We start from the raw sequence: 12,945 nt of genomic DNA, 5'->3' as shown, positions 1-12,945 counted from the left end.
GATTATCTGCCTTAGGAGCGTACATGATCTCCACGAACCCGGCATCATCGCCCGGCGGCTTCCGCTGGCTGCAACTGGCGGTCGGCATCGTCTGCATGGCGATGATCGCCAACCTGCAATATGGCTGGACGCTGTTCGTTGATCCGATCGACGCGAAGTTTCACTGGGGCCGTCCGGCCATCCAGCTCGCCTTCACGATTTTCGTGATGACGGAGACATGGCTTGTGCCGGTGGAGGCCTGGTTCGTGGACAAATACGGCCCCCGCATCGTCATCATGTTCGGCGGGCTGATGATCGGGTTGGCCTGGGTCATGAACTCATACGCCTCATCTCTCGTCACACTTTATGCGGCAGCGATCGTCGCGGGCATTGGCGCCGGCGCCGTCTACGGCACTTGCGTCGGCAATGCGCTGAAATGGTTTCCGGACCGGCGCGGCCTGGCCGCAGGAGCAACCGCCGCCGGGTTTGGCGCCGGTGCGGCCCTCACCGTTGTACCGATTGCCAACATGATTGCCGCCAGCGGCTACCAGAGCACCTTCCTGACCTTCGGGATCGGACAAGGCCTCATCGTCATCCTGCTGGCCTGGTTCGTCCGGCCACCACATGGCGTCGAAGCACCCAGGAAAAAGCGTCTCAATCTGCCGCAGAGCGCGATCGACTACACCCCGCCCCAGGTGTTGCGCACCCCGGTCTTCTGGGTCATGTACTTGGTGTTCGTCATGGTGGCTTCCGGCGGCTTGATGACCGCCGCGCAAATCGGGCCGATCGCGCATGACTTCAAGATCGCGGACACGCCGGTCACCCTGGCGGGCTTCCAGATGGCGGCGCTGACGTTCGCCATCTCGCTCGATCGCGTCTTCGACGGTTTCGGCCGTCCGCTCTTTGGCTGGGTCTCGGACAACATCGGCCGCGAGCACACGATGTTCATCGCGTTCGCCACTGCGGCGCTGATGTTGCTGACGCTGTCCACCTACGGTCACATCCCGGTTGTCTTTGTGCTGGCCACGGCAATCTATTTCGGCGTCTTCGGCGAGATCTACAGCCTGTTTCCGGCGACGTCGGGCGACACGTTCGGCGCCAAATACGCAACCACCAACAACGGCATGCTCTACACGGCGAAGGGCACGGCAGCGCTGCTCGTGCCGCTCGCGAGCATCATCTCTTCCCAGCTCGGCTGGCAGGCCGTGTTCATCGTCGCGGTTGCACTCAATGCGACCGCTGCCCTCACCGCGTTGTTCCTGATCAAGCCGATGCGGCGCGCGTTCATTCTCGGCAGTGAAGCGACGGCAAGTGCCGCAATCGCTCGCGCAAAGGTCTTTCCCGGTGAAGGCGGTCGACTTGAGGCACCCGTGTCTTACGACCGTCTCGAGAAGGCACCATAACAAGAGACCTATCGGCCGGAGCGCAAGCGATTGAACGACAGATGGACGGATGTGCGGGCTCGGTCCGCCCTGCGGCGAATCTTCGACGCCGCCATCGCGAGCGCCGATCCGAGGATCACGATTGCCGACGCCCTGCCGGCAAAGCCGAAGGGCAGATGCATCGTCGTCGGCGCGGGGAAGGCGTCGGCGGCAATGGCTGCGGGCCTCGACGCGGCATGGCCTGACGTCGAGCTTGCAGGTGTCGTCGTCACGCGCCACGGCCATTCGGTTCCAGCCGGCCGTATCGAAGTGCTCGAAGCGTCTCACCCCGTGCCGGATGACACGAGCAAGGCCGCGGCCCTTCGCATGCTGCACGCCGTCGAGGGGCTTTCAGCAGACGATCTCGTCATCGCCCTGATGTCCGGCGGTGGCTCGGCGCTGATGACCCTGCCAGCATCTCCGATGACTCTCGCCGACAAGCAGGCGGTCAACCGGGCACTCCTTGCAAGCGGCGCGACGATTTGCCGAGATGAACGTCGTCCGCAAACATCTGTCCGCGATCAAGGGCGGTCGGCTGGCGCTGGCCGCCCGTCCCGCCCGCGTCACGACCCTTGTGATCTCAGACATTCCCGGCGACGATCCCGCGGCGATTGCCTCCGGTCCCTCGCTGCCGGACAGCAGCACAAAAGCCGCTGCGCTGGAGATCGTTGGCCGGTTTGCCATCGACCTGCCGGAAGCGGCGCGGCTTGTGCTTGAACAAGCTGACGAGACACCCAAGCCCGGCGAGATCGATGCCGACGTCCGCATCCTTGCCGCTCCATTTCATGCGCTTGACGCTGCGGCCAACGCCGCCCGGGACGAAGGCCTGACGCCGATCATCCTTGGAGACGCGATCGAGGGCGAGGCACGGGAACTCGGAACCGTGATGGCCGGCATCGCCCGGTCGGTCGCGGGGCATGCACAGCCGGGCCCTGCCCCCGCGGTGCTGCTGTCCGGAGGCGAGACGACGGTGACGATCGGGCGCGGTCCGGCGGGACGCGGCGGCCGCAACACCGAATTCCTGCTGGGGCTTGCCGTCGCCCTGTCCGGCGCATCCGATATCTGGGCCGTTGCGGGCGACAGCGATGGAATTGATGGAACGGAAGATGCGGCTGGCGCTTTGATCGGTCCGGATACGCTGCGGCGCGCCGCCGCGAATCTGCTTGACGCGCGGGCGCATCTGGCTGCCCATGACAGCTACACGTTCTTCGACCGCCTTGGAGACCTCGTGCGCACCGGGCCGACGCTTACGAACGTCAATGATATCCGTGCCGTGCTGATCGCAGCCGGCCAACCACCGACGAGGTGATCCATGCGTCGTCATCGACGAGCCAAGATCGTTGCAACCGTTGGTCCAGCAAGCAGTTCCCCCGAGATGCTCGAGGCGCTGCTGCTGGCTGGCGTCGATACGTTCCGCCTGAACTTCAGTCACGGAACGCAGAGCGATCACGCACGCATTCACGCAGCGATCCGAAAGCTGGAACAGGAGGTCGGCCGGCCGATCGGCATCCTGATGGACCTCCAGGGCCCGAAGATCCGCGTCGGCACCTTGCGCGATGGAAAGATCACCGCAGTGGCCGGAGAGACCATTCGGTTCGTCTTGTCCGGATCGGAAGGCGACCGAACCGCAATTCCCCTCCCGCATCGGGAGATCTTTGCCGCCGTTGCCCCCGGCCATGACCTTCTGATCGACGACGGCAGGGTCCGCGTTCGCGTTACCGGGCTCGGTGACGATTTCATCGAAGCCAAGGTGATCGTCGGTGGCACGATCTCGAATCACAAGGGCGTCAATCTGCCGGGGACGGTCCTCGATCTTTCACCGCTGACCGCGAAGGATCGCCTCGATCTGGAGTTCGGCCTGAAACTTGGCGTGGATTGGGTTGCCCTGTCGTTCGTGCAGAAGCCCTCGGATATCATCGAAGCGAGAGGCCTCGTTGGGGACCGCGCCGGTCTGATGGCCAAGATCGAGAAGCCGGCAGCGCTCGAACGGATCGACGATATCATCCAGTTGTGCGACGCCATCATGGTTGCGCGGGGAGATCTCGGCGTCGAAATCCCGCATGAGGACGTGCCGGGGCGCCAGAAGGAGTTGGTGCGGGCCTGCCGTCTCGCGGTGAAGCCCGTGATCGTCGCCACGCAAATGCTGGACTCGATGGTCGCCGCCCCGACGCCGACGCGTGCGGAAGTCTCCGACGTTGCGACCGCCATCTATGACGGCGCAGACGCAGTGATGCTGTCGGCGGAGTCCGCGACAGGCCGATATCCGCGCGAGGCGGTCGAGATGATGGACCGCATCATCCGCAGCACCGAACAACACAAGATGTACCGCTCGATCGTCGAGGCGACCCAGCCCGGCGAAGAGCAGACGCCACCGCATGCCGTGGCCACGGCAGCGGCCGATCTCGCCTCCGTCGTTCACGCCGCGGCCATTGTGGCCTACACCTCGAGCGGTACCACGGCCGCACGCGTCGCGCGCAAGCGGCCGAGCCGCCCGATCCTCGCCATCACCCCAAGCCGCGAAGTGTCTCGCCGCCTGTGCCTGCTTTGGGGCGCTCACAGCGTGCTTTCCGACGACGTTCAGAGCTATGAGGAGATGGTCGAGCGCGCAACTACATTCGCGCATGCAGAGCAGTTTGCATCAAGCCGCGATCTGCTGGTCGTGGTCGCCGGCATTCCCTTTGGACAAGCGGGAACGACCAACAATCTACGGGTCGTATCGCTGCTCTGAGAGTACGTTCGGCCCGAGCGATTGCATCATCAGCGCACCGCGCGGCAAGGTGAACGCGACGGTCGCGCGCATCCCGATCGCCTAGGTCAGCATCGAGATGATCGACTGGAGCTGATCGGATGCCGACGTCACGAGCCCGTCGAACGAAGTCTGGCCGTGAGCCGCGGCTCGCAGGATGCATTCCGCAACAGCGGCCTTGAGACCGAACACGGATTGATCCGCTGGCACGCTTGCCATGACCGCATCCAACGCTTCGCGCATCGTCTGGATCAGTTCGGCGCTGTACTTCATGGCTGTCCTCCGCAGCCTCAAAATAGGCCGGCCGCACGAGGTCGCCACTCACAAGCGCGCGATTCCAAATTGCCTTTTCTTAATGCAGTGACAGGTACGTGAACCGGCGAGCGCTAGAGGTCTCTCTCCGCGAGCTTGCGAAACGCATCGGGCACCGAATGAACCGCCTCCAGCGCGGCTGAACCATATCCGATCGCCTCCCAGCCAAAGCGATCGCGGATCCTGTCGATCGCACGGTCCGCCGCCCAGCGGGCCATCCCTGTCGGACTTCCAGGCCGAAGCGCTTCGTCCTCCAGTCCGAGTGGAAGCTCCAATGCAAGATCCCAATGCTCCTCGAGATGCGACACCGAGATCGCCAGCAGCGAGATGATCTTCTCGCCGGGATGGTCGGCAAGAGCCGCGCGCACCAGATTCTCGCCGAGCCGGGCCAGGACGATGGTCGTGCACACCGGCGCATCGAGCGTCATCGAGCGCGTCACCGACTTCAGGTCGGCGAAGCGGACGCGCACCGTTACGGTTCGTCCAGGCCGTGACTTCGCCCGAAGCCGCGTGGCGACGCGGTCGGCGAGATGAAGCAACGTGGGCCGAATGACTTGCTCGATCGCAGGCTTTCGGCCAAGCGCCGATTGTGCTCCCGCCGATCGTGCGCGCCGGTGTGGCTTGAGCTGTCTCGGATCACGATTCCAGGCCAGCGCGGCGAGTTTCTCGCCCGCTGCCGGACCGAGCAAGTGCGTCAGCGACCGTTCCGACAGTTTGGCGAGCTGACCGATCGTCGCGACGCCGATCGCGTCCAACCGGGTCCTGGTGATCGGCCCTACTCCCCACATCAACTCAACCGGCAATTCGTGAAGGAAGCTCAGCTCGGCGTCGGGATCGACGACGACAAGTCCGTCGGGCTTTGCAACCTGCGAGGCGATCTTCGCCAGATGCTTGGTGCGGGCGACGCCGACCGAGATCGGAAGGCCGAGCTCGCTGCGCACGCGCCACCGGATCGACGCGGCGATTTCGGCAGGCGTTCCGAACAGGTGAGTGCAGCCGGCAACATCCGCAAACGCCTCGTCGATCGAAATTCGCTCGACCAGCGGCGTGAAGTCGCCGATCACCTTGATGGCCGCGTCACCCAGCCGCTGGTAATCGCTGAAATGGCCGCCGACGAAAACGAGTTGCGGGCACAGTTGGCGCGCTTCCCGCCCCGACATGCCGCCATGCACCCCGAAGGCCTTGGCCTCATAGGACGCCGCCAGCACAACCCCGCCCCCGACCGCGATCGGCTTGCCGCGCAGCGAGGGCTCGAGCAGTTGCTCGACCGATGCGTAAAATGCATCCAGGTCCGCATGAAGGATGGTGGCTGCGGCTGCCATCTCGACCCCTCATCCCTGACCTGACCGAAGCCGCCGGTGGAAATGGCTGATATCGTGACGCTGATCGACAAGCGCGAAGGGGCACCGAAGAAGCGCGGCCCCTATAAAAAACATCTAACGACCACGAACTGAGGTGGTTTTGCCGCGAAGTCTCGCCAAAGCTCTCCTCGATCGGCGCAGTACAACTGTGCTTTGCGCAAGCACCCTATAGCTGTGTTCAAGCGACTCAAGCACGTATCGATCGGATCGGTCCCTAGTATCGAGTTTTGCGCTACGGCAACGCTCAGCTAGTTCTAGGTATTCTTTCAAGACGTTCATGGAACGTGAAGCCAGCACGCGTCGGTTAGTTCCTAACTGACATTGGAACAAAATAGGAACATTCTGAAATCGTGTCAATCCACCAACGTCGTCGCGGCCGCTGGCGCCGCGAACGACGCCAGGTCGTCAACGCGCGTTGCCACGCTGCGCGCGCGCTTGCCGCGCGAGAGGATCTGCCGGCGCTCCCTTCAGCCGGCTTCGCCCGATCGCCCCCGATCTCGGTCCGCGGGAGATCGAAGCGGGAGTTGCTGCGAGGCATCGACGCGAGGCACATCGGCGGATCGTTCGAGATGCATGACGGCGGCTTCTGCGATGCACGACCGCAGCTTGCGCGTATTGCCGCACCGGCTCACTCATCAGCCGGCTGACTTTGCCGTGCAGGGCTTTTTCGGGTAGATATTTTGCAATGACCGACCAACCCCATCAGGTGGACTTCCAAGCTGCGGCCCACCTTTACAAATGGCCTTCTCTCAACAACTCCAGGCGAGAGGATCGCGCGCCCTATATGGTCGTCAATGGAACGCTCGACCAATGCATTCGGGATTTCATGGGCAAGCCCGAGAAGACGCGACATCTTTACGAGATCCGGACCAAGTCGCAGCCTCCCCTCGTCCCCGACGTGCTGTCACCCGAGCATGTGATCGAGCTTTCCAGGCTTCGCGAGTTTCTCTGAGGCGCGCAGCGAACGCGATCCCGACGCGTGTCGTTTGCGCCGACTTATCCATCTGTCGTAGGTCTGGTGCCGGATTGTTTGCCCCTTGGCGAGCCGGTACACTTGCTTGACTCCCTGACTGACCGACGTCCGCGCCGGCATGATTGATCCGCTTCGACCCGCTGAGGCCCGCACGTCGCCTGCACGGGAGCTGAACGGCGGCACGGCCGGTTGATGGGGTATCGCGAGGCGCCGCATGAGGTTCAATCTGGCGATCCTGAGTGTGCTGGCCGCAAGGCCCGGGCAGCGGATCGCGATCGACGAGGTCAGCCGCGAGGTCAAGCGCATGATCGCGGCCGGCGATGAAGCCACGCAGTCGAAGCGGCCGTCCGAGCTTGGCGACGCCGACGTCTTCCAATCGGGATGGGCATCGATCAACGACGCGGGCCTGCAGATCACCGATTCGGGGCTCTCGCTGTGGCGCTCGCTTGAAGCCGCCCGCATCGAACAAGGACTCGATCGACAGGAAACGGAACGATTGGACGCCGCTGCGGCCGACACGCGCCATTACGTTGCGGATACTGCGATCGACCGCCCCGACGACGTTGATCTCGAGCTCCCCGGCATGACGCGCGAGGACCACGACGACCGCCAGCGATCCGGCGCGGGCCGTTCGGCTACCGCTCCCGCCATCCCCTCGGCGCACTCGCCGATCGTCCCGGCGCCTGCATTCGGCTCCTTTCAAGAGGCGAACCGGGCGGCGGCTGCGCGGCTGTCCGGTCTGGTCAGCTTCCTCGGCACGATCAAGCCGAAATTCGCCGCCGCGCGGCAACGGCGATCCGCGGAGGATGTCCGGGATCGTCGTGCCGATCGTCGAGGCGGATTGACGGGGCTGGCGGTGGCTTGCCTCAGCCTGATCTCGGTCGTCGCTTGCGTTGCCGCCGCGATTGCGCTTGGTCAGCTTTCTTCGCTGAAGTCGGACATGGCCGCGTTGCGGCGGGAGATCGCGCCGCTGAGGGAACGCCTCACCAGACTCGAACAGGTCGAAGTCGCAAAACGCGAGGCTGCCCAGCAGCAAGATGCGCAAGACAAGGCCGAGGCGGAAAAGAAGCTGCCTGACGGCGCAGGCGAACAGGCCGCGCTCAGCCTCTCGCGTGAAGAGATTCAGTTGATAAGAGAGTACATCAAGGCCGCGCCTTCGGCCGGCGCAGCTGTCGCGCCGATCAATGTCGGCGATCCCATCACCGGCGGAATGATTCCGCTGCCTTCATCGCTGACGGAGAAGGTGCCGCGCCTTGTCGGCGCGAGATTTGCGACCCGCAACGGCGCCATCGTCATCAGCACGCGAAACAGCCGCCGCATCGATGCGGTGCTGATGCCGAACTAAATCGGCAGCAACATCGCGTCGGTCGAAAGCGAGACCATCTGCCGGTGCGCGCACATCGCGATGGCACCTTTTGCCGGCAGACGCGATGAAATCCCCGTCCGTTCCTTGCGCGGACCTTGCTCCTGTTTTCTCGAACAAATACTGGCGCAAAGCGGAACGATGGCGCGGTTTCCTTAAGGATTTTAGGAACTTATGACACATCGCGGCGACGCGGGGCGCCCGACACAACAGGCGGCAAACAGGCGCCGAACAGGAAGCAAACAGGTCTTGAACAGGGACGTAACAGGTCGACAAATCGCTTGATCCGGCCTGTTTGCTCGCTCGTGGCGATCGACGGTCGGATATTGACGCATACGGGGGGCAGTTTGCGGATGACGTTTCACACACAACCGAGCAAGAGCATCCGGATCGGCGGAAGCGGCGCGCAATGCTGGGCGCGAAACGATGGTCTACCTGCGCTTAAGAAGAGCCATCCAAGAGCGCTGCCATCCGATGTCGATCGATGATGTTGGGGTCCGGGGGCAGCGGATAGCCGTCCAATTCGGCCAGTTTCGCGGCCACGTTCGGTCTCGCGATGACCTCCTGGGGCAGCGCAAGGCACATTGCGATTTCAATCATGCCACGGAGCGCGTCGGCGTCTTGGGATGAGGCGACGAGAAGCTTGGCCATGACCGGGTTGGGTGCGGGCATCGGCGTGCCCGCTTCCAAAGCATTCATTTCAGCGATACGCGCGCGGTCGGCGGCGATCTGGTTTCGATAAAACGGCCCGACTAGGCGTTCGGTCTCGGCATCATATTCACGGCAGAACGCTCCGGGATCGTCGATGTGTCGACGGACGGCGTCGCGTAGCACCTGTGCGTGCAGAAGGCCAACGCTCAAGCCCCGTCCGGCGGACGGGTTGGTGCACGCCCATGCATCACCTACGGCGGCGAACCCGGTAACGACGGGCTGACCATCGATGACAAACCGCCGGTACCGGTCGATAACTCCGGCCATCAGAAGGACGGGCGTTATTGGCTCGCCGTCGAGCCAATGGGCCTGCCGCGGGCACGCGGAGACGACGCGATGGAATGTCGTCGTATCACGCAAGGCTCGCATCGCCTTGTTCTTCGATGAGGTATACAAGGTGACCGACCAGGTATCGTTGTCGCCGTCCAACGTCAGGATCGAGAACAAGCCCATCGGCGTCAGCGCGCGGCCCATTCTGCGGGGTCGCCGCTGTCCGGAAAAATATCGGGTAAAATAGGCGAAATTGCTGTCTTCGGCTTGCTCGATCGGACTACGGGCTCCTGCGCTGACCATCCAATCGCAAGCCGGGCTTCGCCGACCCATGGCGTCGATCACGAGATCGGCTCGAATTTCTTCGCCGGAGCTAGTGCGTACGCCCGTGACGTGGGGCACGCCGGAAACCGCCGAAGCGCCCGTGATCAATTCCCGAACCTTGGCTCCCCTGCGGATAGTCACGTTCGGCGCGGCTTCTGCCATTGCAGCCACGGCGCACTCTATCACGGGCCTTCGACCGGTGACGAAGCGGATCGCGTCGTCGCCCGGACGCGGTGTCCGATCCGTTATGGATGGCGGAAGACTGTCGAGATAGTCCACCCAAACGCAACCGGCTCGGAGCAAATCATCCGTTAGTCCCGGTAATTCCTGGTCGCTGATCAGCCGAAATCGCGAACTGAGGTTGTGAGGTTGCCGGAATTGGGCAACTCCCGGGCGTTCCCACGCCTCCCACCCCGCGGAGGGCGCCGTCGGAAGACCTGCCGGGTCGGCTTCTAAGACTGTGACGCGGTGACCGTCGCGGCCGAGCATCGTGGCGGCGCATAATCCGATCACGCCTCCACCGCAAATGAGGATCTTGCTCATTCCTCGTCCCCCCTTAAGCCCGTCGCGCTCGAGCCAGCGACGCGGTCTCGCCATCATGTTCTCTGGCGAGACGACAACACCCGCACACGCGGGGCACGGCATTCAAGACACGGCACTCAAGACATGGCACTCAAGACATGGCACTCAAGACATGGCACTCAAGACATGGGTCGGTGCGGCAAACCGGAGGTTCAAAGCTCTGCGCAGCTTGCCTTGGCGTCCTGGCCGGTCAGGAGGCGTATGGCGCGAGGCGAACATTATCCAAAGACTGCAGGTGGGACAGCCATCCTGACGCAGCAGACCCAAGATCTCACGCCTCCTCCAGGCTCTCCGGTTGCCGCGGTCGAGCTCGCGATGATGGTTACCTCGACCTCCGGCAACCTGGGCACGGAACGCTCGGTGTTCGTTCGCGTTAGACCGGCTCGAGCTCAGGGAAGGATTCCATATGCTGAAGATCGCTCTTGTCTTAGCGGCATCCGCGGCGGCGCTGACAACCACATCGTTTGCCAATCCGGCCAAAGCCCAAGGCGTCAAAATCGCCCAAGGCGTCGATGTTCAGGTCGGACCGGACCGCGAGGACCGCTATTATAGAGACCGCGACTACCGGGACCACGACCGCTACAACCGCGATACCACGGTTGGCGTCGGCCCGGGCGGCGTCACCGTCGGCCCAAGGCAGCGCTGCCACTACGAGACCACCACGAGCGAACGGGACGACGGCCGCAGGATGACGCGCCGGGAGCGCATTTGCGACTAACACGGCGAGCTGACGGTCCGGAGCTCTGACTTAGACACTTCGACCCAAAGCGGCGCCGATCAATCGGCGCGGAACATGCGCGCGCGTTCCTAGCGCTTTGTTCAAGATTCACCGGCGGGCCACAAAATGGGTTTGTCCAAAAACGGGTTTGTCCAATGAGCGAAGCGACAGTGTTCATGGCGGGCGTGGCGGGTTTGGCTCTATGGGCCGCGGTCGTGGCGGTGTTTGAGATCAAGGCGGCCTGGGAACGAAACCGGCTACGAGCCCGTGAGCGAGGCCATATAACCCATTAGGCTTTCGCGGCCATTGTCCGGTGCCGTGGCGTTTTTGGCTGCCGCGACCCGCGGACATCAACGACGCTCGGCGCTCCATTGCGGACGCGCCTGGGAGCGGACTGAATCCGAGCGTCCTCTGTTCTCATGCGGAGCTTATGCACCGTTTGTCCACAGCGGCGAGGAAACGCATCAGGATCGGATCATGAACCGTCCCCTGCACGCCTGTGTCATAAGGACCTTTCGCGCCCGATGGACGTTAAAGCGGGCAAGAGGCATGACGGCGAACCGGGTCATGTGCACTGTCCCTCTGGACCTCGAAAGAAAATTCGAACAGCGCTGGGCCGCGCGATTTCCGCGGCAAGCTCTATCGGCGCCTGAAGGGCATGAACTCGGAGCCAAGACTGCGCAACCGGCTGCGCTCGCTGGGAACAACAGAAATTCCCGCCAGGACAAGGCAGCTGGCGTGGTCGGCCTGCAGGATGACCGCGGGACTTAAGAGCGGGACTTGAGCGCTCACCTAAGCCGCGAATTTGCAGGCGCTCGGCGACGCATAAAGACGAGTGGATTCGCAAAGCCCAAAACGTCCCCGGTTATCTCTGAAAAAATACGCCGTCGGGCTAAAAATATCGTGTCCCGGCGGCGCCCTGTCGCTGGGCCCCTGAAATCCCCCAGCGCTCTGGATGTAGCAGTCATCCCCCGCGCGAACGTGAACCCGTTCATAATCGCGTCTCCGTAAAACCCCGGTCTGTCTCGCTGTCGAAGGAAGCGTCGAGACCATCACGGCCGACCGTAGGACGCTCTAGCAGGCCGTCCCGGCCCCATAGCCCACGCGAAGACGATAGGCAGGTTCTTGGTCGGAAATGGCAATGCAGCAGCACCGCGTTCTTCATCACCACTTGCGCGCAAGTTCAGACTGGTGCCGGATAGTCCGGGAAGACGCCCGGCATCGGCGCCGAGATTGCCGACGTAGCGGTTGACCACGCGGAACAGGGCGGCGATGGCGGCTTGGTTTGTAGTGATGCTGTACACGGCTATGTCGTTCCGACTAGATGTTGCCGATAGAACGCCGACATTCGTTTAAGCTCGTCTTGGTACCGAGTTGAGTGAGCGAAGATATCGTTGTGTCGGCCATCCGCGTAGTAGACCGCCTCAACGGGCCTTCCAGCAGCACACAGAGCCCGTTCAAAGTTGCGCGCCATTTCGACGTTTGTGAACTCCGTTCCTCCGTCCCCGGGACCGTCTGCCGTGCCATGGAGCATCAAGACAGGCGCTGTCATTCTGGAGGCGAGGTCCGCAAGTTGTCGCGGATACCGCGATGAACTGAGTACGCCAGCCTGCACATCACCGGCTCGAAGCATGTAGCTCAGCGCGGCTCCTCCCCCGCGAGAGTGCCCGAACAGTCCAATGCGGTTGGGCAGGGCATCCGGTAGATTTCTAACCGTACGTACAAGCGCGCTTACCGTTTGCATTGACTGATCGCTCAAAGGATCGGGGACCGGAGGCGCTTTAGGCCAGACAATCGGAGTAATGAAACGCTGTCCAGCTCCGCCGCCTTCGCGAAACCAACACGCCGCCACGCTTAACAGGCCAGCACGGGCAAGGTCCTGCGCCAGACGCACATATTCCTGCGCGAAGCCATGGCTGCCGTGCAGGAGTAGAACTGTCGGAAACGGTCCATCGCCGGTCGGCCGCGCCACAGCAGCTATTAGACTGCCGATATCCGGGACACCTACGCTGATCCACTCAGCTCCAAGTTTCTCTGTTCCCGCAGGCGCGTCGGCAACAGAAACTGTCGGCGCGGCCTCCATGATTTCACCGCTCCCCCGGCCACCACGTCGATGGCGGATTGCTCGCCGAAATCTTCGTCGTCCGCAGCGCCACCAAATGGCTCCGCTTACGCGGGTAGGAGA

At 63.1% G+C, this 12,945-nt stretch carries 9 protein-coding genes and 3 pseudogenes; 7 read left to right on the top strand and 5 right to left on the bottom strand.

The features are described from left to right. The first annotated feature begins 23 nt into the window (after window positions 1-23). The 3 genes and pseudogenes from oxlT to pyk all read left to right on the top strand — a co-directional run bounded on the left by oxlT (window position 24) and on the right by pyk (window position 4,128). Window positions 24-1,382 (top strand): oxalate/formate MFS antiporter, encoded by a 1,359-nt coding sequence (oxlT, locus tag ACVW1B_RS08510; RefSeq protein WP_456821518.1) that lies wholly within the window; start codon window positions 24-26, stop codon window positions 1,380-1,382. 30 nt (window positions 1,383-1,412) lie between these two features. Continuing rightward, window positions 1,413-2,709 (top strand): annotated as a pseudogene (locus ACVW1B_RS08505) (glycerate kinase type-2 family protein). A 3-nt stretch (window positions 2,710-2,712) separates the two neighbouring features. Beyond that, a complete protein-coding gene (gene pyk, locus ACVW1B_RS08500; RefSeq protein ID WP_456821517.1) occupies window positions 2,713-4,128 on the top strand; it encodes a pyruvate kinase in 1,416 nt (471 codons plus the stop codon). 81 nt (window positions 4,129-4,209) lie between these two features. Here the strand turns inward: pyk and ACVW1B_RS08495 are convergent, their stop codons facing one another. Then, a complete protein-coding gene (locus tag ACVW1B_RS08495) occupies window positions 4,210-4,419 on the bottom strand; it encodes a hypothetical protein (RefSeq protein ID WP_057017092.1) in 210 nt (69 codons plus the stop codon). Between the two features lie 113 nt (window positions 4,420-4,532). Next, window positions 4,533-5,780 carry a DNA polymerase IV gene (gene dinB / locus ACVW1B_RS08490; RefSeq protein ID WP_456821516.1) on the bottom strand — a complete coding sequence of 416 codons (1,248 nt, stop codon included), beginning with the start codon at window positions 5,778-5,780 and terminating at the stop codon, window positions 4,533-4,535. A gap of 33 nt (window positions 5,781-5,813) precedes the next feature. Here dinB and ACVW1B_RS08485 point away from each other — a divergent pair. From ACVW1B_RS08485 to ACVW1B_RS08475, 3 genes and pseudogenes are all read left to right on the top strand, one after another. Next, window positions 5,814-5,912, top strand: a pseudogene (locus ACVW1B_RS08485) (IS1 family transposase); the annotation flags it as partial. A 592-nt stretch (window positions 5,913-6,504) separates the two neighbouring features. Further along, entirely contained in the window at window positions 6,505-6,771 is a 267-nt protein-coding gene (locus ACVW1B_RS08480) for a hypothetical protein (protein WP_076826237.1), read from the top strand. Between the two features lie 325 nt (window positions 6,772-7,096). Next, window positions 7,097-8,137, top strand: a complete 1,041-nt coding sequence (locus ACVW1B_RS08475; protein ID WP_456821515.1) for a hypothetical protein — start codon at window positions 7,097-7,099, stop codon at window positions 8,135-8,137. Window positions 8,138-8,596: 459 nt separating this feature from the next. On the opposite strand, the gene ACVW1B_RS08470 is transcribed toward ACVW1B_RS08475, so the two are convergent. Continuing rightward, on the bottom strand, window positions 8,597-10,003 hold the full coding sequence (locus tag ACVW1B_RS08470) for an FAD-dependent oxidoreductase (RefSeq protein ID WP_456821514.1): 1,407 nt from the start codon (window positions 10,001-10,003) through the stop codon (window positions 8,597-8,599). A 445-nt stretch (window positions 10,004-10,448) separates the two neighbouring features. On the opposite strand from ACVW1B_RS08470, the gene ACVW1B_RS08465 reads away from it, so the two are divergent. Further along, complete coding sequence (locus ACVW1B_RS08465) at window positions 10,449-10,760, top strand: hypothetical protein (RefSeq protein ID WP_456821513.1); 312 nt, start codon at window positions 10,449-10,451, stop codon at window positions 10,758-10,760. 1,186 nt (window positions 10,761-11,946) lie between these two features. On the opposite strand, the pseudogene ACVW1B_RS08460 reads toward ACVW1B_RS08465, so the two are convergent. Continuing rightward, a pseudogene (locus ACVW1B_RS08460) lies at window positions 11,947-12,070 on the bottom strand (SOS response-associated peptidase); the annotation flags it as partial. After that, entirely contained in the window at window positions 12,067-12,843 is a 777-nt protein-coding gene (locus ACVW1B_RS08455; RefSeq protein WP_456821512.1) for a dienelactone hydrolase family protein, read from the bottom strand. The pseudogene ACVW1B_RS08460 and the gene ACVW1B_RS08455, both read right to left, overlap by 4 nt. Window positions 12,844-12,945: the final 102 nt, after the last annotated feature.

Source organism: Bradyrhizobium sp. USDA 4502 (assembly GCF_054063355.1).
This window is presented reverse-complemented; position numbering and strand designations above follow the sequence as displayed.

Coding starts and splice junctions, on each gene's coding strand:
- ACVW1B_RS08495 (WP_057017092.1), bottom strand. CDS start 4,419: ATGAAGTACAGCGCCGAACTGATCCAGACGATGCGCGAAGCGTTGGAT.
- dinB (WP_456821516.1), bottom strand. CDS start 5,780: ATGGCAGCCGCAGCCACCATCCTTCATGCGGACCTGGATGCATTTTAC.
- ACVW1B_RS08465 (WP_456821513.1), top strand. CDS start 10,449: ATGCTGAAGATCGCTCTTGTCTTAGCGGCATCCGCGGCGGCGCTGACA.
- pyk (WP_456821517.1), top strand. CDS start 2,713: ATGCGTCGTCATCGACGAGCCAAGATCGTTGCAACCGTTGGTCCAGCA.
- oxlT (WP_456821518.1), top strand. CDS start 24: ATGATCTCCACGAACCCGGCATCATCGCCCGGCGGCTTCCGCTGGCTG.
- ACVW1B_RS08480 (WP_076826237.1), top strand. CDS start 6,505: ATGACCGACCAACCCCATCAGGTGGACTTCCAAGCTGCGGCCCACCTT.
- ACVW1B_RS08455 (WP_456821512.1), bottom strand. CDS start 12,843: ATGGAGGCCGCGCCGACAGTTTCTGTTGCCGACGCGCCTGCGGGAACA.
- ACVW1B_RS08470 (WP_456821514.1), bottom strand. CDS start 10,003: ATGAGCAAGATCCTCATTTGCGGTGGAGGCGTGATCGGATTATGCGCC.
- ACVW1B_RS08475 (WP_456821515.1), top strand. CDS start 7,097: ATGATCGCGGCCGGCGATGAAGCCACGCAGTCGAAGCGGCCGTCCGAG.